The organism is Corynebacterium lemuris (assembly GCF_024919295.1).
In the GTDB taxonomy this organism is placed as follows: Bacteria; Actinomycetota; Actinomycetes; order Mycobacteriales; family Mycobacteriaceae; genus Corynebacterium; species Corynebacterium lemuris.
The window spans coordinates 110,958-131,104 of the sequence record NZ_JANWTC010000004.1; the positions used below are offsets into that span (position 1 = coordinate 110,958).

18 protein-coding genes are annotated in these 20,147 nt (G+C 67.5%); 9 read left to right on the plus strand and 9 right to left on the minus strand.

Translation table 11 applies throughout. The features are described from left to right. Positions 1 to 13 precede the first annotated feature (13 nt). Positions 14 to 862 (minus strand): DUF3097 domain-containing protein, encoded by an 849-nt coding sequence (locus tag NYP18_RS07525; protein ID WP_259427555.1) that lies wholly within the window; start codon positions 860 to 862, stop codon positions 14 to 16. Between the two features lie 33 nt (positions 863 to 895). Between NYP18_RS07525 and NYP18_RS07530 the strand changes: the two genes are divergently transcribed. After that, positions 896 to 1,633: an Rv1486c family protein gene (locus NYP18_RS07530; protein ID WP_259427556.1), complete on the plus strand. Its 738-nt coding sequence runs from the start codon at positions 896 to 898 to the stop codon at positions 1,631 to 1,633. Here the strand turns inward: NYP18_RS07530 and NYP18_RS07535 are convergent. From NYP18_RS07535 to NYP18_RS07545, 3 genes are all read right to left on the minus strand, one after another. Further along, entirely contained in the window at positions 1,600 to 2,676 is a 1,077-nt protein-coding gene (locus NYP18_RS07535) for a ferrochelatase (RefSeq protein WP_259427557.1), read from the minus strand. The genes NYP18_RS07530 and NYP18_RS07535 overlap by 34 nt on opposite strands. A 47-nt stretch (positions 2,677 to 2,723) precedes the next feature. Next, positions 2,724 to 4,652, minus strand: a complete 1,929-nt coding sequence (locus NYP18_RS07540) for a DIP1281 family NlpC/P60 protein (RefSeq protein ID WP_259427558.1) — start codon at positions 4,650 to 4,652, stop codon at positions 2,724 to 2,726. A gap of 442 nt (positions 4,653 to 5,094) precedes the next feature. Then, the gene (locus NYP18_RS07545; protein WP_259427559.1) at positions 5,095 to 5,622 is read right to left on the minus strand and encodes an Rv1476 family membrane protein; all 528 of its coding nucleotides are present in this window, start codon (positions 5,620 to 5,622) and stop codon (positions 5,095 to 5,097) included. 293 nt (positions 5,623 to 5,915) lie between these two features. Between NYP18_RS07545 and acnA the strand changes: the two genes are divergently transcribed. The 3 genes from acnA (at position 5,916) to NYP18_RS07560 (ending at position 10,159) form a co-directional block, all read left to right on the plus strand. Continuing rightward, positions 5,916 to 8,696: an aconitate hydratase AcnA gene (acnA, locus tag NYP18_RS07550; protein WP_259427560.1), complete on the plus strand. Its 2,781-nt coding sequence runs from the start codon at positions 5,916 to 5,918 to the stop codon at positions 8,694 to 8,696. A 122-nt stretch (positions 8,697 to 8,818) separates the two neighbouring features. Then, positions 8,819 to 9,385 carry a TetR/AcrR family transcriptional regulator gene (locus tag NYP18_RS07555; protein ID WP_259427561.1) on the plus strand — a complete coding sequence of 189 codons (567 nt, stop codon included), beginning with the start codon at positions 8,819 to 8,821 and terminating at the stop codon, positions 9,383 to 9,385. 33 nt (positions 9,386 to 9,418) lie between these two features. After that, a complete protein-coding gene (locus NYP18_RS07560) occupies positions 9,419 to 10,159 on the plus strand; it encodes a glutamine amidotransferase (RefSeq protein ID WP_259427562.1) in 741 nt (246 codons plus the stop codon). Positions 10,160 to 10,180: 21 nt separating this feature from the next. Here the strand turns inward: NYP18_RS07560 and NYP18_RS07565 are convergent, their stop codons facing one another. Next, the gene (locus NYP18_RS07565) at positions 10,181 to 10,774 is read right to left on the minus strand and encodes a DUF3267 domain-containing protein (protein ID WP_259427563.1); all 594 of its coding nucleotides are present in this window, start codon (positions 10,772 to 10,774) and stop codon (positions 10,181 to 10,183) included. A 210-nt stretch (positions 10,775 to 10,984) separates the two neighbouring features. On the opposite strand from NYP18_RS07565, the gene NYP18_RS07570 reads away from it, so the two are divergent. Then, positions 10,985 to 11,896 carry a VOC family protein gene (locus NYP18_RS07570; RefSeq protein WP_259427564.1) on the plus strand — a complete coding sequence of 304 codons (912 nt, stop codon included), beginning with the start codon at positions 10,985 to 10,987 and terminating at the stop codon, positions 11,894 to 11,896. Here NYP18_RS07570 and NYP18_RS07575 read toward each other — a convergent pair. From NYP18_RS07575 to NYP18_RS07585, 3 genes are read right to left on the minus strand one after another with little or no spacing between them, the layout of a single operon-like run. Continuing rightward, the gene (locus NYP18_RS07575) at positions 11,893 to 12,603 is read right to left on the minus strand and encodes an NAD(P)H-binding protein (RefSeq protein ID WP_259427565.1); all 711 of its coding nucleotides are present in this window, start codon (positions 12,601 to 12,603) and stop codon (positions 11,893 to 11,895) included. The two genes, NYP18_RS07570 and NYP18_RS07575, sit on opposite strands and share 4 nt — an antisense overlap. 9 nt (positions 12,604 to 12,612) lie before the next feature. Further along, positions 12,613 to 13,128 carry a DUF1990 domain-containing protein gene (locus NYP18_RS07580; protein WP_259427566.1) on the minus strand — a complete coding sequence of 172 codons (516 nt, stop codon included), beginning with the start codon at positions 13,126 to 13,128 and terminating at the stop codon, positions 12,613 to 12,615. Then, positions 13,125 to 13,364 carry a hypothetical protein gene (locus tag NYP18_RS07585; RefSeq protein ID WP_259427567.1) on the minus strand — a complete coding sequence of 80 codons (240 nt, stop codon included), beginning with the start codon at positions 13,362 to 13,364 and terminating at the stop codon, positions 13,125 to 13,127. The genes NYP18_RS07580 and NYP18_RS07585 overlap by 4 nt, the downstream gene beginning before the upstream one ends. A 54-nt stretch (positions 13,365 to 13,418) precedes the next feature. On the opposite strand from NYP18_RS07585, the gene NYP18_RS07590 reads away from it, so the two are divergent. From NYP18_RS07590 to NYP18_RS07605, 4 genes are read left to right on the plus strand one after another with little or no spacing between them, the layout of a single operon-like run. Beyond that, on the plus strand, positions 13,419 to 13,688 hold the full coding sequence (locus tag NYP18_RS07590) for an ACT domain-containing protein (protein WP_259427568.1): 270 nt from the start codon (positions 13,419 to 13,421) through the stop codon (positions 13,686 to 13,688). A 16-nt stretch (positions 13,689 to 13,704) separates the two neighbouring features. Then, positions 13,705 to 15,072, plus strand: a complete 1,368-nt coding sequence (locus tag NYP18_RS07595; RefSeq protein ID WP_259427569.1) for a PFL family protein — start codon at positions 13,705 to 13,707, stop codon at positions 15,070 to 15,072. Between the two features lie 34 nt (positions 15,073 to 15,106). Beyond that, positions 15,107 to 17,758: a cation-transporting P-type ATPase gene (locus NYP18_RS07600; RefSeq protein ID WP_259427570.1), complete on the plus strand. Its 2,652-nt coding sequence runs from the start codon at positions 15,107 to 15,109 to the stop codon at positions 17,756 to 17,758. A 10-nt stretch (positions 17,759 to 17,768) separates the two neighbouring features. Next, positions 17,769 to 18,509 (plus strand): glutamine amidotransferase, encoded by a 741-nt coding sequence (locus NYP18_RS07605; protein ID WP_259427571.1) that lies wholly within the window; start codon positions 17,769 to 17,771, stop codon positions 18,507 to 18,509. On the opposite strand, the gene NYP18_RS07610 is transcribed toward NYP18_RS07605, so the two are convergent. Next, a complete protein-coding gene (locus NYP18_RS07610) occupies positions 18,506 to 20,137 on the minus strand; it encodes an ABC-F family ATP-binding cassette domain-containing protein (RefSeq protein ID WP_259427572.1) in 1,632 nt (543 codons plus the stop codon). The genes NYP18_RS07605 and NYP18_RS07610 overlap by 4 nt on opposite strands. Between the last annotated feature and the right edge of the window lie 10 nt (positions 20,138 to 20,147).

The following is a 20,147-nucleotide window of genomic DNA, read 5'->3' on the forward strand; positions in this document are numbered from 1 at the left end:
GTACCAACGGGAGCTAGATCAGGTCGGACTTCTTCAGCTCGGGTGTGGTGACGAAATCAACGAGTCTTTCCACGGCACCGATGAGGGTGGAGTCCAGGTCCCGGAAGCTGGAGACGGCGGAGTAGACGCGGCGCCAACCCTCCCGGGGATCCGACCAGCCGAGACGCTCACACACCCCGGTCTTCCAGTCCTCCCCGTAGGGCACCTCCGGCCAGGCGCGGATACCGACTGCCGCCGGTTTCACTGCCGCCCAGATATCGATGTACGGGTGGCCGGTGACCAGCACGTGCTCCCCCACCGTCTGCGTCATCCGGGTCTCCTTGGAACCCTCCACGAGGTGATCGGCGAGCACCCCCACCCGCCGGCCCTGACCCGGGCCGAACTCCGCTAGGCGGGACTCGAGATTGTCCAGGCCTTCCAGGTACTCGACAACCACACCCTCTACGCGCAGGTCGTGGCCCCACACCTTCTCCACGATCGCGGCATCATGGATGCCCTCGACCCAGATGCGGGAGGGGGCCGCCACCTTCGCCTCGAGGTTCTCCACCTTGCGGGAACCGGAGTTCGAGTGGCGGGGAACCTCCTGCTTCTTCGGGATGTGTCGGATGAGTGTGACCGGTTGGCCGTCGATGAGGAAGCCACCACTGAGCAGCTGGAACAGCCGCTGCACACCGCGACGGTCCTCGAGGCGGACGAATTCCCCGTCGTAGGTCCGCTCCCAGCCGACCACCGCCCCGACATAATCCTCACCGGTGACCTCGACCACCAGGCCGGGTGTGGCCTCCACTTTCGGGTACTCGCGGGGGCGGGAACGGGCATGTCCGGCGAAGATGTCGCCGCGATATGGATCACGGAAGCTCATGTCGGGCCAGTCTATCGGCTACACTCCCCCGCCATGGATATCCGCACCGAAGTCTGGTCCCCGTTGCAGAACACCGCCGTCTGGCTCGGTGCCTGGCTGCACGGGCTGACCCCCACCGACAATCTCGTCGGGGCGTTGACGGATCTGGGTGGGGAGGGCCTCGTGGGGGTGCTGGGTGACATCCGCCGGACAGCCACCGGGGTGGCCGCCGACGGGGAGCCGGTGCTCCGCCTGGTGCTCTCGGGCCCCGGGGAGGCACCCGCCCTGCCGGCGGGCGGGGCGGCGGCTGAGGCTGCGTCGGCAGGCGGGCTCGGTGCCCTCGTCCTCCGCGACGCCGATCCGCTCACCTCCCACATTCTCGTCCCCGATGCGGCGGGCGACTGGCAGTGGTTCGTGAAGGACAATCCCCTGCCCGCCCCGGCGTGGCTGAGCCCCGGCGAGGCGGACCAGTTGCTCACGCAGGCCACCACGGAGGCGGCCCGCCTCGTGACGGCCTCCGGCTACCGCACCGATGCGCTGAACTCCCCGCGTCTGACGGTGGGCACCCTCGCCGATTTCTACGACACCCCCGGTCTGCCGGCGGCGGTGCCCGGCCGTGCGGCGAAGCTCTTCGCCCGGGCGGACCGGGTGGCCGCGATCATCGAGACGGTCACCGCCCGCATGAACGACCATCGCATCGACCCGCAGCTGCTGGGCCTGTGGCGGCACATCCGTGCCGCCCGGATGGCCGGCGTGGCCTATGCGGTCCGGGAGTTCGGCCGGCTGACCTGACAGCAGCCCGGCCGGCAGGCGGCACCGTTGACGGTGCAGCCCTGCACGGTGACGGTGCCCAGGCCGGCGCGGGCGGAGTTGTCCACCAGCTCATCGATGATGTCGACGACCATGCCGGCGAATTCCTGCTCGGGGCCCGCGGTGCGGGTGCGTTCGACGAGGATGCCGGCGTCGCGGGCGGCGTCGGCAAGCTCGGTGTCGAGGTCCCAGATGACCTCCATGTGGTCGGAGATGAAGCCCACGGGGCAGACCACGACGGCCGTGACCCCCTGCTGCTCACCGATGGCGAGGGTGTGGTCGACGATGTCGGGCTCGAGCCACGGGGTGCGCGGATCACCGGAGCGGGACTGCCAGACGACGTCGTAGACGTCCACGCCGGCGGCCTGGGCGATCAGCCGGGAGGCCTCCTCGACCTGGCGGGAGTAGAGGTGCGGGTCCGTCGGGCCGCCGGCGGCCTCATCCGCGGCGGTGGGTACGGAATGGGCGGTGAACAGCAGGCGGGTGGTCTCCAGCTGCTCCGCCGGGATCTTCGCGTAGGCCTCCTCGACGGCCTCCGCCATCACGCTCACGAAGGTGGGGTGGTCGAAGAACTGGCGCAGCTTGGTGAACTCGATCGCGGCGAGCCCCTTGTCCTCCAGGTGGGTGATGACGCGGCGGATGTCCTCGTGGTACTGCAGGCAAGCGGAATAACCGCCCCAGGCGGAGGTGGCGAAGACCAGGGCGCGGCGCACCCCGTCGGCGACCATCTGCTCGGCCGTGTCCTCTGCGAAGGGGTGCCAGTTGCGGTTGCCGAAGTAGACCGGGAGTTTCCGGCCCCGGGCGGCCAGCTCCTGCTCCAGGTTGGCGATGATCTCACGGTTGAGGCGGTTCAGCGGGCTCACACCGTCGAAGTGGAAGTAGTGTTCGCCGACCTTCTCCAGTCGCTCACGCGGGATGCCGCGCCCCCGGGTGACGTTCTCCAGAAAAGGAACGACCTCCTCGTTCCCTTCGGGGCCACCGAAGGAGAGGACGAGGAGGGCGTCGAAACTCAGATCATCAGTCATACCGCTCAGACTATCAACCATTCGATTGATGTCTGAGCGGAAGGTGCCTAGATCAGGCGGACGGCATGGTCGGACATGCCCGACCAGCGCACCGGTGCCTGCTGGACCACGGAACCGGAGTTGGGGGCCTCGATCATCCTGCCGTCACCGAGGTAGATGGCCACGTGGTTGCCGCCGCCCGGACCGTAGAAGATGAGGTCACCGCGCTGCATCTGGCCCGGGTCGACCTTGGTCCCGTGGTTGTACTGGTAGCCGGTGTAGTGCGGCAGGGCGATGCCGGCGCCGGCGAAGGCGTAGAGCACCAGGCCGGAGCAGTCGAAACCGACCTTGTTGAAGTCCCCGAAGGAGTCGGCCACGCCGCCGTCCCGGATGCCCTGCGTGGGGCCGTTGGCGTTGCCGCCACCCCAGGCGTAGGGCATGCCCAGCTGGGACTCGGCACGGGCGATGACGGCCTCGATCTGTGCCGCGCGGTCACCGATCGCGGCGACCTCGCCGGCAGCCTGCTCGGTGACCTCCTCGATGGTGTCGATGACGGGGGCAGTGGTGACGTCCGCGGACGTCTCCGCGTCGGCGGTGTCACCGGCCAGCCCCTCGGGGTTCTGGACGGCGGCGATGTCCGCCGGGGCGGTCTCCTCATCCGCGACAGCAGGGTACGGGTTCTCCAGCGTCGTGTGGTCCGGCTGCGACTCTGCGATGACGGCCGCCGCGGCGGCGACGGCGGCAGCTGTTGCGGCATCGCGGAAGGCCTGTGTCTGCTCCTGCTCACGGGCGCGCTCGGCGGCCTCCTGTTCCGCCTGTTGCTGCGCCTCGGCGCGGAGGCGGGCCTCCTCCTCCGCACGTTGGGCGGCCGCGCGGGCCTCGCGGACTGCTTCCTCGGCTGCCGCCGCCTCTGCTTCGCGACGCTCGCGGTCCTCCCGCTCCTGCTGCTCTTGCCGCTCGCGCTCCGCCTGGGCGGCCTGCGCCGCAGCCTCGGCCTGCGCTGTTTCAACGGCCCGGGCGGCAGCCTCTGCCGCGGCCTCCTGCTCGCGCAGCTGCTCCTCCGCGCCACGGGCAGCCTGGGCCGCTTCCTCAGCCGCGGCGGCAACCGCGGCGGCAGCCTCCGCTTCGAGGCGGGCAGTTTCGGCGGCTGCGGTCTCCTCCTCGGCGATGCGCTGCGCCTCAGCCGCAGCCTCCGCGTCGGTGGCCGCAGTATCCTCGGCCTCCTTGCGGGCGGCCTCGGCAGCCCGGTACTCCTCCGCGTCCTGCTGTGCCGCATTACCCGCGGCAATCTCGTTGCGGGCGTCGTTGAGCTGTTCCTGCGCCGCATCACGTTCGGTAGCCAGGCGGTCGCGCTCCGCGGTGAGGACGGCGATCTGTGCGTTGTTGGTCTCGATGGCTGCCCGGGCGTCGGACTCCCGGGTCAACGCCCTGGTCTCCCGCTGTTCCGCCAGGTCGCGTGCCAGGCGCAGCTGGGATTCCCGGTTGGCCTGCTCGGTGCGCAGCTGGTCGAGCTTCTCGATCGCGGCACGCTGCTTTTCTGCGTGCGTGCGCAGGTAGGTGCGGCGGTCCAGGGAGTTCTCGGAGGCCTCCTCACCGGCGAGCGTGGCCACAGCGGTCGGGGTGGTCGTCCGGCGGTAGGCCGCGCGGGAGATTTCGTCGAGTCGGGCCTGCGCCTCCTCGATCTTCGCCTGGGTCTCATCCAGTTCCGCACGGGCGGTGATGACGGCCTGACGGGCCTGTTCGGCGGTGGCCTGCGCGTCATGCAGATCCACGAGAGCCTTGTTGACCCCCTCGTGCAGTCCGCCGATTTCGAGGGCCAGCCGGTCCATCTCGGACTCGGTCCGGGTGATGTCCCCGACCAGTCCGGTGGCCGTGGCCGCCGGGGTCTCGGGAACCGCTGTGGCCACGACCGGCTGGAAGGCGGTGAGCGTCGCCAGGCAGAGCGCGGTGGCGAGAACCGTGCGCAGACGCGCGCGGTTGAGTGTGGTCTGGGCCACGTGTCCTCCTCAAGAACCCCCATGTCAAGCTGAGAACCTTGGCAGGGTGAGTGTCAGGTCGATTGTTCACCGGTACAGACACACGGGTACCCAGACCCCGGAACAACTCCAGATGCCTCTTCGCGCTCGGCGTGCTTCCCCACATGCCCGTGCGATGACAATGAGGCCGGACCCGCAATTTTCACGTGGTCCGACCGCGACACCTGATTCTGTTGGGGTTTCCATCGACCCGTGAGCCGATAAAAGCACCATAGGACACCCCAGTCGCCCGTGACTCAATCTTTATCAGCATTCACAGAAGTAAAGGTTGGTCACATGACGAGCAGCATGGGACTGACCTGCATGATCACGTTCAAGTAACGTGCGTGTGATTTTGGTTACATCTTGCTAGCCGTAGGGCGCTGATTGGCGATAGGAGCGTAACGATATGGAAAAGAATTGATTACACCCCGTCAGTGCTGAAGGCTTGACTTTTCGGGATCCCCCGACGTCGCCGACGGGCCCCCAGTGCCGTGAAGGCTGCTGTCCCGGCAACCCCGAGCAGGATGAGTGCGGTCGCGGAGGGCCAGCTGGCTGCAGACGCATTGACGTCATCAACGAAGCGGTGAGCGGCGCCCACGACATCCGGGTTCCCCAGGAAGGGGTACTGCGCCACCTCCAGCCCGGCCCGGGAGTGCACGTCACTGACCACCGCCCCGGAGTGCGGTGCCCGCACGATGACCGTGTCCAGGTCGGTGGACATCAGCAGCTCCTGGGCCACATCGCGCATGTCAGCCGTCTGCGGGGGCGTGCGTTCGAGGATGACCAGCCCCAGGGCTCCGAAGTCCGTGTCCCGGGCGTGGGCCACGGCATCGAGGAGGCCGGGTTCCAGGTCGGCGGCCTTTCCTTCTGGGACAAAGGCCCCGAAGGCGACGGCATCCTCGCCGAGCTGGCGGTTGAGATCGTCCAGGTCGACGTCGGCGGGGATCATCTTCTGTGGCCACTTCCCATCGGGATTCTGCAGTCGGGACGACGTCCACTGCGGTCTGTCACTGTCGGTTATATCCCCCGCGGGTGTGGCGGGGGTGGCGACGCGCCGCCCTGATGTCAGGGCAAACCAAAAAACAAGACGCTTGTACTGTTAGGATGGTGAGCGGTCGTTGGTACGGAACCTTAGTCTGGTTACGGACCATCGCGTTCTACCGGTGTGTGACTGCCTTGACCGGGGCAGATCGCCCGCGGGTATCGAACATTTCAGTTCAACAAGAGGAAATGGAGCTCCCTGTGACCGAAAGCAAGAACTCCTTCAACGCCAAGCGCACCCTCGAGGTCGGCGAGAAGTCCTATGACTACTACGCCCTCGACGCCGTGCCGGGCATGGAGAAGCTGCCGTACTCCCTGAAGGTTCTCGGCGAGAACCTTCTCCGTACCGAAGACGGCGCGAACATCACCACCGAGCACATCGAGGCAATCGCCAACTGGGACCCGAAGGCTGAGCCCTCCATCGAGATCCAGTTCACCCCGGCGCGTGTCCTCATGCAGGACTTCACCGGTGTCCCCTGTGTCGTCGACCTGGCGACCATGCGTGAGGCAGTGAAGACCCTCGGCGGCAACCCGGACGAGGTCAACCCGCTGAACCCGGCCGAGATGGTCATCGACCACTCCGTCATCGTCGAGGCCTTCGGCACCTCCGATGCGATCGAGAAGAACGTCGCCATCGAGTACCAGCGCAACGAGGAGCGCTACCAGTTCCTGCGTTGGGGTGCCGAGAACTTCTCCAACTTCCGCGTCGTCCCCCCGGGAACCGGCATTGTCCACCAGGTCAACATCGAGTACCTGTCCCGCGTTGTCTTCGACAACGAGGGTGTCGCCTACCCGGACACCTGCATCGGCACCGACTCCCACACCACCATGCAGAACGGCCTGGGCATCCTGGGCTGGGGCGTCGGTGGCATCGAGGCCGAGGCAGCCATGCTGGGCCAGCCGGTGTCCATGCTCATCCCGCGCGTCGTCGGTTTCAAGCTGACCGGGGAGATCCCGGCCGGCGTCACCGCCACCGACGTCGTCCTGACCATCACCGAGATGCTGCGCAACCACGGTGTCGTCCAGAAGTTCGTCGAGTTCTACGGCAACGGCGTCAAGTCCGTCCCGCTGGCCAACCGCGCCACCATCGGCAACATGTCCCCCGAGTTCGGCTCCACCTGTGCGATGTTCCCCATCGACGAGGAGACCATCAAGTACCTCGAGCTGACCGGCCGCAGCAAGGACGACGTCGCCCGCGTCGAGGCATACGCCAAGGCCCAGGGCATGTGGCTCCACGCGGACGCCCCGGAGGCCGAGTACTCCGAGTACCTCGAGCTGGACCTGTCCACCGTCGTGCCGTCCATCGCCGGCCCGAAGCGCCCGCAGGACCGCATCCTGCTGTCCGAGGCCAAGGAGCAGTTCCGCCGCGACCTGCCCACCTACACCTCCGAGGAGACCGCTGAGCCGGTCCGCGCCACCAAGGTCGAGGGCGACGACTACAACCAGACCTTCGCCGCCGACGGCGAGTCCGCTGCCGCGAACGCAGAGGGCCGCCCCTCTAAGCCGGTCATCGTGGAGTCCCCGCAGGGTGGCGAGTTCACCCTCGACCACGGCATGGTCGCCATCGCCTCCATCACTTCCTGCACCAACACCTCCAACCCGTCCGTCCTGGTCGCCGCCGGCCTGCTGGCCCGCAAGGCCACCGAACTGGGTCTGAAGTCCAAGCCGTGGGTCAAGACCATCTGCGCACCGGGTTCCCAGGTCGTCGACGGCTACTTCAAGCGCGCCGACCTCTGGAAGGACCTGGAGGCCCTGGGCTTCTACCTCTCCGGCTTCGGCTGCACCTCGTGCATCGGCAACTCCGGTCCGCTCCCGGCCGAGGTCTCCTCCGCCATCAACGAGCACGACCTGGCCGCCACCGCGGTCCTGTCCGGTAACCGTAACTTCGAGGGTCGCATCTCCCCCGACGTCAAGATGAACTACCTGGCCTCCCCGCCGCTGGTCATCGCCTACGCCATCGCCGGCACCATGGACTTCGACTTCGAGAACGATCCGCTCGGCCAGGACCAGAACGGCAATGACGTCTTCCTGAAGGACGTCTGGCCCTCCACCGAGGAGATCGAGTCCACCATCGAGGGTGCGATCTCCCGCGAGCTCTACGAGGCCGACTACGCTGACGTCTTCAAGGGCGACAAGCAGTGGCAGGAGCTGGAGATCCCGACCGGCAAGACCTTCGAGTGGGACGATAACTCCACCTACATCCGCAAGGCGCCGTACTTCGACGGCATGCCGCTGGAGCCGGAGGACGTCACCGACATCAAGGGCGCCCGCGTCCTGGCCAAGCTGGGCGACTCGGTCACCACCGACCACATCTCCCCGGCCTCCTCCATCAAGCCGGGCACCCCGGCGGCCCAGTACCTGGACGCCAACGGTGTCGAGCGCAAGGACTACAACTCCCTGGGCTCCCGTCGTGGCAACCATGAGGTCATGGTCCGCGGCACCTTCGCCAACATCCGTCTGCAGAACCAGCTGGTTGACATCACCGGTGGCTACACCCGTGACTTCACCCAGGAGGGTGGCCCGCAGGCCTTCATCTACGACGCCGCCGAGAACTACAAGGCTGCCGGCACCCCGCTGGTCGTCCTGGGTGGCAAGGAGTACGGCACCGGTTCCTCCCGTGACTGGGCTGCGAAGGGCACCAACCTGCTCGGCGTGAAGGCCGTCATCACCGAATCCTTCGAGCGTATCCACCGCTCGAACCTCATCGGTATGGGCGTCGTCCCGCTGCAGTTCCCGGCCGGCGAGTCCCACGAGTCCCTGGGCCTGGACGGTACCGAGATCTTCGACATCGAGGGCATCACCGCGTTGAACAACGGTGAGACCCCGAAGACTGTCGCGGTCACCGCCACCAAGGAGGACGGCTCCACCGTCAAGTTCGATGCGACTGTCCGCATCGATACCCCGGGTGAGGCCGATTACTTCCGTAACGGCGGCATCCTGCAGTATGTCCTCCGCCAGATGATCGCCGCGGCCAACGCCTAAGCGCATCTCTGCCGCAGTGTGAACTGCCCTTGAGAGGGGGCTGCATCCCCGGTCAGGCATCATGCCTTACCGGGGCAGGCAGCCCCCTCTCCCCTTTTTTCTTCGCAGTAAGGAGGTCCCCCATGCCCGTGGTCAGCAACACCGAACTCTCCCGCCGCCGTCTGGAGATCCTCGAAGGCGCCCGGCGGTGTTTCGCCGAGCACGGCTACCACGGCGCCACAGTCCGGCGCCTGGAGGAGGCCACCGGCAAGTCCCGGGGGGCGATCTTCCACCATTTCGGTGATAAGGAGAACCTGTTCCTCGCGCTTGCCCGTGAGGACGCGGCCCGTCAGGCCGAGCTGGCCGCCGAGGAGGGGCTGGTCGAGGTGATGCGGGACATCCTCCATCACCCGGAGCGCCACGAGTGGCTGGGTACGCGCCTGGAGATCTCCAAGATGCTGCGTACCGACGCCGAGTTCCGCGCGCAGTGGCAGAAGCACCAGGAGGTCCTCGACCGGGCGGTACGCGATCGTCTAGCCCGCCTGGTCGTGGACGGCCGCATGCGTACCGACGTCACGCCGGAGGTCCTGCACACCTACCTGGAGACCTTCCTCGACGGTCTTATCACCCGGCTGGCCTCCGGTGGCTCCACCGAGGGCCTGGAGCAGGTGCTCGACCTCGTGGAGGGCAGCGTGCGGCACCGCCCGTAGGACCGGGAAGACGGACGTATAGAATCTCTCCCTATGCCGAACTTCCTCCTCGTCTCCCTGCGTTCCGGTGAACTGGCCGACCAGATCGCCGCCGCAGAGCTGCGTGATTTCCTGCGGGCGACCCGGCTCGACCCGGCGGAGCTGACCCATGTCAACCTCGCCGAGGTCGGCCAGACCGCGGGTGAACTCGACGGTTATGACGGGGTACTGCTCGGCGGCAGCTCCCTGAACATCACCAACCACCACTGGGACCAGTGGCAGTTGCACGTGCACGAGGAGATGGCGCGCATCAGTGGTTCCGGTGTGCCGGCCTTCCTGGTCTGCTACGGGGCCAGCTGGCTCAGCCACATGCACGGCGGGCAGATCGGCCCCGCCCACGCTGAGGGTTCCGGGCCCACCGTCGTTGAGCTGACGGAGGAGGGCATGCGCGATCCGCTGTGCGCGGGCCTGCCGGAGACCTTCACCTCCCTGACCGGGCACACCGAGAGTGTGGAGATGATCGGTGCGGACCTCACCGTGCTGGCCACCGGCCCCTCCTGCCCGGTGCAGTTCCTCCGGGCGGGCGAGCATGTCTGGGCCACCCAGTTCCACGCTGACATGGATGCGCAGGCCATGAAGGACCGGATGGACTTCTACTACGACTACGGGTATTTCTCCCCCGACGACTACCACACGATCGTGGCCTCGCTCCCCTCGATCAACACGACGTGGAGCAACCGCCTGCTCGCCAACTTCGTCGATTACTGCACCCGCCGGGCAGCCGCCAGGGCCTGACCGGCACCACCCGGCGAGGCCTCAGCCGGTGGCAGGGGCAGATTCCCTGGGCCGGTATATCCCGATCTCCGTGCCATCATCCCGGATGAGAGACTCCGGTGGCTGCCGGAGTGCCACCGCGGCCTCCACATAGTCTCCCGAAGAGCCTGCGAAGTTGAGGACCACCAGGATGTAGAGGGTGAGCCGCAGCTCAGCCGGCACCAGTAGAAGCGCGGTCAGCAGAATCGCTCCCCACAGCAGGCTGGGAGTGAGCGCGACCAGAGTCGTGGTGCCGGGGTTGAGGTAGGCGGGGCTGCCGGTGGTCACGAAGGGGAACTTCACGGCGTAGGTGGGTGTGATTCCGGTCCGCCAGCGCAGTACGAGGCCGTGGGTGAGCTCATGCGCGGCCAGATAACACAGTCCTGCCAGGATGGTCAGCACCGTGGTGGCCAGGGGGCTCCAGGTGGCGGCCGCCGGAATCTCCAGCCTGATGCCCAAGGCGATGGCGGGGGCCACCACCGCCACAGCAGTCCCCTGCACCCACAGGTTGAACCCGCGGTTCTTCTTCAGGTCGATGGTGGCGTGCCGGTGATAACCCGCCGGCAGTCTGCTCGTGTTCCTGGCTCTGATCTCCATGGTTTCCTCAATTCCGGAGATGGTGGGCGGGTACGCGGGCCCCTCTTCAGCATGGCAGAAAGTCCGGGGTTGACGGCCGGTTTGAGTGGTGGGAAGAAACACCTCCCACCGGGCCGGGAAAATGGGAACACCCACCAGGTTGATGACATGTCACCATTTATGGTATTATGAAACTCACACCAAACCAACGAGTCATCAGGAGCGCGAATAATGATCACTGACACCCAGATTCTGTCCCCCGACACCGGCATGGACGCCGTCACCCTCCGGGTCGGCGACCTGGAGAACATGACCTCCTACTACGCCAACACCCTCTCCCTGGAACCGCTGGAGGAGAAGAGCCACCGCGGCCAGGTCTACCGGGTGCTGGGCCGAGGCACGGTCCCCTTCATCAGGTTGATATCCACGCCGGGGTTGCCGGCGGTGGACCGTAGTCAAGCCGGCCTGTACCACACCGCCTGGCTCTTCCCTGACCGGGCGGCGCTGGCCGCCACCGTCTACCACAGCGCCCGGGACCCGCGCAGCCGCTTTGTCGGTTCCAGTGACCACCTGGTCAGTGAGGCCTTCTACTTCACCGACCCGGAGGGCAACGGCATCGAGCTCTACATCGACCGCCCCCGCGAGCAGTGGGTGCACCAGGATGGCGAGATCGCCATGGACACCCTCCCCCTCGACCCGCGGAAATTCCTCGCCGAGCACCTCCAGGAGGACCGGATCGCCATGACCGGTACCCTGGCCGGCAAGGTCGGCCACGTCCACCTGCAGGTCGGTGATGTCGCCCGCGCACGGGAATTCTACGTCGACACCCTCGGTTTCGAGCCGACCCAGACCGGCTACCGCGGAGCCCTGTTCGCCTCCGCCGGCGGGTACCACCACCACGTCGCCATGAACTCCTGGCACAGCCGGGGCGCCGGCCCGCGGGCCGCCAGCCTGGGGCTGGGCAGCCTGGCCATCACGGTGCCCGACCGGGAACAGCTGGACCAGGTGGGGCAGCGGCTGAAGGACCACGGTCTCTGGCTGGCAGATGACGGCCACACCCTGAGCACCCGGGACCCCTGGGACACACTGGTCACCCTCGCGCTGCCGGGCACGAGCACCGGGCAGCTCCTGCAGGAGATCTAGAGCTGACGGACCGCGGCCTCCCCGGCACCGGCGCCACCCTCCGCATCAACGAAGGGCAGGATCTGCCGGTCGGGGAGGTTTTCACGAGTGGCCATCTCCACCAGCACCTTCGCCACCAGCTCACGCGAGGTGGTCACCGAGCTGCTCTCGGGGCGATCATTATCGACGACTGCCAACCCCCCGGCCGGCTCCATCGTCAGCGCACCCGGCGCGAGGATGAGATACTCCAGCTCTGAGGCGAGGAGACGGCGATCCACGGCCTCCTTGGCATCCGCGTAGGGGAAGAAGGGGTCCTCCGGATCCACTCCGTGGTCAACGGATCCCAGGTAGGAGACCATGAGGAAGCGGGGGGCCTTCCCTTCCTCCTTCCGGAGCTGCTCGAGGGCATCGATGCAGGCGAGCGCGCCGTCGCGGTCGATGGCGTAGGTGGCCTTCGCCCCCTCCTTGCCGGCGTTGCCGGCGGTCCAGATGACGGTGTCCTGGTCCCGCAGCAGGCCGGCCCAGTCATCGATGCTCAGTCCGGTGAGGTCGCGGATCAGCGGCGTGGAACCCAGGGCCTCAATGTCCGGGGTCTGCTCCGGGTTGCGGATCAGGGAGGTCACGTCCAGACCGGCGGTGATCAGGCGTGGGGTGACCAGCTGCGCGACCTTGCCGTGTCCGCCGATGATGAGAATGTTTCCGGTTTTCCTGCTCTGTGCATCATTCATGTCCCCACCCTACGGAAAGTTTCCGGGGCGCATCCCCGAGACATAGGCGCGGTTGGCCCAGCGTTGGACTGCCCGGGCTACCGGCGCGCCGAGTTTGGCCAGCCACCAGGCGTGGCGGGAGAAGGCGATCACCCGGCCGGTGACGGTGCCGTCGGGGGCGAGGTTGATGATGAAGGCCTCCTCCCCCAGTTCCACGTGGGCGGGCAGGGTGCCGTAGACGAGGACCGTGCGGGTGGGGGTCTGCTCCTCCAGGAGCACGTAACAGGAGGAGACCCGTGGGCCCATGTGCAGGCGGACCAGCGGACCGAAGCGTTCCGCACGCACGCGGGCCCGCCGGTGTGCCTGCCAGGTCAGCAGCCGGTGACTGGCCTCGTGGAAACAGTCCTCGCCGTGGCCGAGCACCTCCTGGTGGTCGGTGATCGTCCACCGGTGCAGGCCCAGTTCCTCGGGGGTGCGGCCGGCGGCCATTTTCAGGGTGGCCAGCCGCAGGTGGGCGGGGTAGGTCAGGTCGGAGCGGGTGGTCACTTCCGGCCGATGCTCCAGTACGCCGCGGGGCCGAGTCCGTTGATCAGCTGGGCCAGGGCCCACGCCCACTTCGGGCCGCGGACCTGCTCGGCGGGGCAGTGCGAGAGGTCCACCCAGGCGGCGATCTTGGCTGAGAACTCGACGACGACGCCGACGATGAGGCTGATCCGGGAGGCCGGGGACATGGCGGTGAATTCGCTGCGCAGTGTGGCGAGGCTGGGGTTTCTGCTGCTCATGGCTCTTACTCTACCGACCGCTCCCCCAGCGGGTGACGCGATTACCATGGATGCATGTTCGCAATCATGACTGTCACCGGGGCCGACCACACCGGGATCATCGCCTCCGTCACCACCGCTCTCGCCGAGCTGGACATCAACATCCTCGACGTCTCCCAGACCATCATGGACCAGTTCTTCACCATGATCCTGCGGGTGGAGTTCGATGAGACCTCCCTTGACATCGCCCGGATCCAGCAGGCGATGGAGCCGGTGGAGAAGTCGCAGGGGCTGGTCATCCGGATCCAGTCCGAGGCACTGTTCACCGCGGTCAACGAGATTTAGGCGGAAGGACACGACCATGAGCTTCCACCTGAACTCCCGCAACATCCTCGACACCATCGAGATGATCGAGAAGTACCGCCTCGACATCCGCACCGTGACCATGGGGATCTCGCTGCTCTCCTGCACCCGGACGACCATGGCCGAGACCTGCCAGGCCGTCTACGACCGGGTGGTCACCCAGGCCGCCCGGCTCGTCGAGGTCTGCGAGGGCATCGAGGCCGAGCTGGGCATCCCCATAGTGAACAAGCGGATCTCCGTCACCCCGGTCGCCCTGGTCACCGCCGGGTTGGAGGGCAATCCGGCTGATGTGGCCCGGGCCCTGGACCGGGCGGCGAAGGAGGTCGGCGTCAACTTCCTCGGCGGTTACTCCGCCCTGGTGGCCAAGGGTGCGACCACCTCCGAGAAGATGCTCATCCGTTCCATCCCGGAGGCCCTGAGTGAGACCGACCTGGTCTGCGGCTCAGTCAACATCGCCACCTCGCGCGCAGGCATCAACATGAATGCCGCAGCTGAGATGGGCCGGGTCATCAAGGAGGCCGCCGAGCTGACGAAGGACCGTTCGGCCATCGCCTGCGCGAAGCTGGTGGTCTTCGCCAATTCCGTCGGCGACAACCCTTTCATGGCCGGCGCCTACCACGGTGTGGAGGAACCGGACTGCGTCGTCTCCGTCGGCGTCTCCGGCCCCGGTGTGGTCCACCGTGCGCTGGAGTCCCTGCCGGATACCGCCACCCTCGACCAGGTCGCAGAGGAGATCAAGAAGGCCGCCTTCAAGATCACCCGCGCCGGCCAGCTCGTCGGCGACATGGCCTCCGAACGCCTCGGCGTGCCCTTCGGTATCGTCGACCTCTCCCTGGCCCCCACCGCGGAACAGGGGGATTCCGTCGCCCACATCCTCGAGCGCATGGGCCTGGATCAGGTGGGGACCCACGGCACCACGGCGGCGCTCGCCCTGCTCAACGACGCGGTGAAGAAGGGCGGCATGATGGCCTGTTCCCGCGTGGGTGGGCTGTCGGGCTCCTTCATCCCCGTCTCCGAGGACAAGGGGATGATCGATGCCGTGCGCGCCGGGTCCATCACCCTGGACAAGTTGGAGGCGATGACCGCGATCTGTTCGGTGGGTTTCGACATGGTCGCCATCCCGGGTGACACCAGCGCGGAGACCATCGCCGGCATGATCGCCGATGAGGCCGCCATCGGGGTGATGAACCACAAGACCACCGCCGTGCGCGTCATCCCGGTGCCGGGCACGGTCCCCGGTGACGAGGTGAATTTCGGCGGGCTGCTCGGCTACGCCCCGGTGATCCCGGTCAACCAGGTCGGCAACGCCGGATTCATCGGCCGCGGCGGTTTCATCCCCGCCCCGGTGCACGGTCTGCGGAACTGATGCGCCTGCGCGGGCGTGCGTACAATCGAATCATGTGAGTACACCACCGCATGCCACCGATGTCCAAGAGGTCTTCACTGAACTCGGCAGCCGTCCGGAGGGGTTGAGCGGCGGGGCCGTGTCCTCCGCGCTTGAGAAGTACGGGCCCAACGCGCTGCCGCAGGCCCAGGAGGAGACCGCTCTCCAGCGGCTGCTGCGCCAGCTGCGCGACCCGATGATCTACGTGCTCATCGCCGCGGCTGTGGTCACCGCCTTCCTCGGTCACATCGTGGACACGGTCGTCATCGCCGCGGTGGTGATCATCAACTCACTGGTGGGTTTCTTCCAGGAGGGCAAGGCCGCGAACGCGCTGGCCGCGATCCGGGACATGCTCTCGCCCACCACAGAGGTACGCCGCGACGGTTCCTGGACCACCCTCGACTCCGGTGAGCTGGTCCCCGGGGACGTCATCCGGTTGCGGGCCGGTGACCGGATACCTGCCGACCTGCGGCTGTTCAAGACCACCAGCCTGCGGGTGGAGGAGTCGGCGCTGACCGGTGAGTCCGTGCCCGCGGACAAGAACACCCGGCCGGTGGCGGCGGACGCGGACCTCGGTGACCGTTCCTCCATGGCCTTCTCCGGCACCACGGTGGCGGCGGGCTCGGGGCAGGGCGTGGTCACCGCCACCGGTGAGGACACCGAGATCGGCCGGATCACCACCATGCTGGGCGAGGTGCAGAAGGTGGAGACCCCGCTGACCCGGTCCATGGCCCGGTTCTCCTCGATCCTGGCGGTCGGCGCGGTCGGGCTGGCGGTGCTGATGATCATCGTCTCCGTGGTCCTCTACGGCACTGACTGGGGTGAGGTCCTCATGTCGGCGATCGGCTTCGCGGTCGCAGCGATCCCGGAGGGCCTGCCGGCCGTCATGGCCATCACCCTCGCGTTGGGCGTGCAGAAGATGGCCGACCGCAACGCCATCACCCGCAGGCTCAACTCCGTGGAGACCCTGGGCTCGGTCACCACCATCTGCACCGACAAGACCGGCACCCTCACCCGCAACGAGATGACGGTGCGCGCCATCCACACCCGCGAGCACACCTACGAGGTCACCGGCACCGGCTACGCCCCCGAGGGTGAGATCCTGCTTGATGGCGCACCGGTGGCCACCGCCGACCACCCCGACCTCGCGCGGATGGCGGAGGTGGCGGTCTACGCGAATGACGCGAGCGTCGAGAAGCACGGGGATGGGTGGCAGATGACGGGCGAGCCCACGGACGGCGGCATCTGCACCTTCGCGCTCAAGGCCGGGGAGGACGGCAGCTCGCAGCGCCTGGCGGCCGTGCCCTTCGACTCCGAGTACAAGTACATGGCGACCCTCGACGACATGCCCGACGGACCCATCATCCACCTCAAAGGTGCGCCCGACCGCCTGCTGGAACGCTGCGACCGGCAGAGCGCCCCCGGGGGTGGCACCGAGGTACTGGACGTAGCCTACTGGGAGGAGCACATCGAGGACCTGGGGGCCCGGGGTATGCGGGTGCTCGCCGCGGCCTGGCGGGAGGGGGCGGACAAGAACAGCCTGGACACCGGCGATGTCGACGAGGGTGGGTTCGTCTTCCTCGGCCTCTACGGGATCATCGACCCGCCGCGCGACGAGGTCGCTGCGGCGGTGCGCACCGTCCAGGAGGCCGGCGTGCGGGTCCGGATGATCACCGGCGACCATGCCTCGACAGCGGCTGCCATCGCGAAGGAGGTCGGACTGCGCGGGGACCGGGCGATCACCGGGGCGGAGCTCGAGGCCGCCAGCGACGCGGACCTGCGCAGCATCGTCCACAACCACGACATCTACGCCCGCACCTCACCCGAGCACAAGCTACGCCTGGTGCAGGCGCTGCAGGCCAACGGCGAGGTGGTCGCCATGACCGGCGACGGCGTCAACGACGCCCCCTCCCTCAAACAGTCCGACGTGGGCGTGGCCATGGGCATCAAGGGCACCGAGGCGACCAAGGACGCCGCTGACGTGGTGCTGGCCGACGACAATTTCGCCACCATCGCCGCGGCGATGAAGATGGGGCGCACGATCTACGACAACCTGCGCAAGGCCATCGTGTTCATGCTGCCCACCAACGGTGCCCAGGGCCTGGTCATCTTCGTGGCGATGCTCGTCGGCATGACCCTGCCGATCACTCCCCTGCAGGTCCTGTGGGTCAACCTCATCACCGCCGTTACCCTGTCGCTGGCGCTGTCCTTCGAGCCGGCGGAACCGGGCATCATGAAACGCCGGCCCCGCGACCCGGAGGACTCCATCCTGGACACGGAGGCCATCCTGCGGATCCTCTACGTCTCCGTCCTCATCGGTGGGGCAACGATCGCGGTGTTCCAGTACCTGCAGATGAACGGCTCCTCCCTGGAGACCTCCCGCACCATCGCAGTGAACACACTGGTCGTCGGCCAGGTATTCTACCTGTTCACGGCCCGTTTCTCCCGTGTCAGTGCGGTGCGGAAGGAACTGTTCACCACGAACCCCGTCTCCTGGCTGTGCGTGGGCATCATGCTCGCCCTGCAGCTCGCCTTCTGCTATCTGCCCTTCATGCAGGCGGCCTTCCACACCACCTCCGTGGGCTGGTTCGGCTGGGGGGTGCCCGTGGCCGCCGGCATCATCGTGTTCCTCGCGGTGGAGGCCGATAAACTCATCCGCCGCCACTAGAATCGAGGGTGTGTCCCGCCCGCAGATCCGCCCCCGCCGACCTTTCCTCCTGCTGAGCACCCGACCGGAGGATGAGGCCGCCGCGGCCGAGCTGCTCAGCTTCCGCGCGAAGATGGGCCTGGGAGCGGACGGCCTGGTGCAGTTCCGGCTGGAGTCGCGCCCCCTGGAACACCTGGACCTGGCGGATTTCTCCGGAATCCTGCTCGGCGGCAGCCCCTTCAACTCCTCCGAACCGGTCAAGGCCCCGCTACAGCAGCGCGTGGAGGCCGACCTGGCCCGCCTCATGGCGGAGGTCCTCGATCGGGACTACCCGCTGTTCGGCGCCTGCTACGGGGTCGGCACGGTGGGTACCGCCATCGGGGCGGTCATCGACGGCACCTACAGCGAGAAACCCCGCGTCATCGAGGTCACCGTCACCGGGCAGGACCCGCTTCTCGACGGCCTGCCGGAGCAGTTCCACACGATGGTCGGCCACAAGGAGGCCATCACCGTCCTCCCCGACATCGCCGAGGTGCTGATCACCGGCGCGGACTGCCCCACCCAGATGTTCCGGGTGCGGGAGAACATCTACGCCACCCAGTTCCACCCCGAGCTGGCCCCGGCCGAATTCGAGCAGCGCCTGCGTATCTACGCCAACGCCGGCTACTACGAGCCCGGTGAACTCAGCGAGATCATCGCGGGCACCCGCGGCGTGGACCTCACCGTGGACGACGCCATCCTGCGCAACTTCGCCCTGCGCTACGCGCGTTAGGCCAGTTCCACGATCTCCATGTACTCGTCCGACCACAGGTCCTCATCGCCGTCGGGCAGCACGATGACGCGCTCGGGTTCGAGGGCCTTGACGGCACCCGGGTCGTGGGTGACCAGGACGACGGCACCGGTGTAGGTGCGCAGGGCGTCGAGGACCTGTTCGCGGGACTGCGGGTCGAGGTTGTTGGTGGGTTCGTCGAGAAGCAGCACGTTGGCACGCGAGGAGACCAGCGCGGCAAGAGCGAGGCGGGTCTTCTCACCGCCGGAGAGGGTGCCGGCGGGCTGGTCGAGCTGGTCACCGGAGAACATGAAGGCGCCGAGCAGTCCGCGCAGGTCCTGCTCACCTGCCTCGGGGCAGGCCTCGATGGTGTTCTGCCAGACGGACTTCCCCGGGTCGATGGTGTCGTGCTCCTGGGCGAAGTAGCCGATCTTCAGTCCGTGGCCGGTGACGATGCCGCCCTCGCCGTCGGTGCGCTCCACACCGGCCAGCAGCTTGAGCAGGGTGGTCTTGCCGGCGCCGTTGAAACCGAGGACGACGACGCGGCTGCCCTTGTCGATGGCCAGGTCCACGCCGGCGAAGACCTCCAGCGAGCCGTACATCTTGGTCAGGCCCTTGGCGAACAGCGGGGTCTTTCCGCAGGGGGCCGGCTCCGGGAAGGAGATGGCGGCGACACGGTCGGCGACGCGGATGTCGTCGAGTCGGCCGATCATGCGGTCGGCGCGGGCGAGCATCTGCTTCGCGGCGGCCGCCTTCGTGGCCTTGGCACCGAGCTTGGCGGCCTGCTTGTGCAGGGCGGAGGCCTTCTTCTCGGCGTTGGCACGCTCACGGCGGCGGCGGGCCTCGTCCAGGGCGCGGGCGTCCTTGTACTTGGCGAAGCCCATGTTGTAGACGTCGGCCTCGGCGCGGACAGCGTCGAGGAACCAGACCTTGTTGCACACGGCGTCGAGAAGCTCCACGTCGTGGGAGATCATGATCAGCCCGCCCTCGTGTTTTGCCAGGAAACCACGCAGCCAGTCGATGGAGTCGGCGTCGAGGTGGTTGGTGGGCTCGTCGAGAAGCAGGGTGGTCTGCGATTTTCCGGAGCCGTTGGTGGCGGCGAAGAGGATCTGGGCGAGCTCCACGCGGCGGCGCTGACCACCGGAGAGGGTGTGCAGCGGCTGATCGAGGATACGGGCCGGGAGGCCGAGGTTGTCGCAGATCTGGGCGGCCTCGGAATCCGCCTCGTAACCGCCGAGGGAGGCGTACTGTTCCTCGAAGCGGGAGTATTTGCGGATCGCGGCGTCACGCCTGCCGGTGTCCGTCGCGGTCTCCATGATCTCCTGCTGGCGTTCCATGGAGCTGCGGATGCGGTCGAGGCCACGTGCGGAGAGCACGCGGTCGAGGGCGGTCTGGTCGATGTTGCCCTCGCGGGAGTCCTGCGGCAGGTAGCCGATCTCCCCGGAGCTGGTCACGGTGCCACCGTAGGGCTGGGTCTCCCCCGCCAGGATGCGCATGGTCGTGGTCTTGCCGGCACCGTTGCGGCCCACGAGTCCGATGCGGTCGCCGGGCTGGACACGCAGCAGCGGCCCGGGTGCGGTGAGCAGGGTACGGGCGCCGACGCGGACTTCGAGGTCATTGGTGACAATCACAACGGGACAG

What these genes read in the sequence shown, in the direction of transcription:
- NYP18_RS07535 (WP_259427557.1), bottom strand. Translation starts at nt 2,676, where the DNA reads ATGACTGATGATCTGAGTTTCGACGCCCTCCTCGTCCTCTCCTTCGGT.
- NYP18_RS07545 (WP_259427559.1), bottom strand. Translation starts at nt 5,622, where the DNA reads ATGATCCCCGCCGACGTCGACCTGGACGATCTCAACCGCCAGCTCGGC.
- NYP18_RS07555 (WP_259427561.1), top strand. Translation starts at nt 8,819, where the DNA reads ATGCCCGTGGTCAGCAACACCGAACTCTCCCGCCGCCGTCTGGAGATC.
- NYP18_RS07570 (WP_259427564.1), top strand. Translation starts at nt 10,985, where the DNA reads ATGATCACTGACACCCAGATTCTGTCCCCCGACACCGGCATGGACGCC.
- NYP18_RS07530 (WP_259427556.1), top strand. Translation starts at nt 896, where the DNA reads ATGGATATCCGCACCGAAGTCTGGTCCCCGTTGCAGAACACCGCCGTC.
- NYP18_RS07575 (WP_259427565.1), bottom strand. Translation starts at nt 12,603, where the DNA reads ATGAATGATGCACAGAGCAGGAAAACCGGAAACATTCTCATCATCGGC.
- NYP18_RS07590 (WP_259427568.1), top strand. Translation starts at nt 13,419, where the DNA reads ATGTTCGCAATCATGACTGTCACCGGGGCCGACCACACCGGGATCATC.
- NYP18_RS07560 (WP_259427562.1), top strand. Translation starts at nt 9,419, where the DNA reads ATGCCGAACTTCCTCCTCGTCTCCCTGCGTTCCGGTGAACTGGCCGAC.
- NYP18_RS07525 (WP_259427555.1), bottom strand. Translation starts at nt 862, where the DNA reads ATGAGCTTCCGTGATCCATATCGCGGCGACATCTTCGCCGGACATGCC.
- NYP18_RS07585 (WP_259427567.1), bottom strand. Translation starts at nt 13,364, where the DNA reads ATGAGCAGCAGAAACCCCAGCCTCGCCACACTGCGCAGCGAATTCACC.
- NYP18_RS07595 (WP_259427569.1), top strand. Translation starts at nt 13,705, where the DNA reads ATGAGCTTCCACCTGAACTCCCGCAACATCCTCGACACCATCGAGATG.
- NYP18_RS07565 (WP_259427563.1), bottom strand. Translation starts at nt 10,774, where the DNA reads ATGGAGATCAGAGCCAGGAACACGAGCAGACTGCCGGCGGGTTATCAC.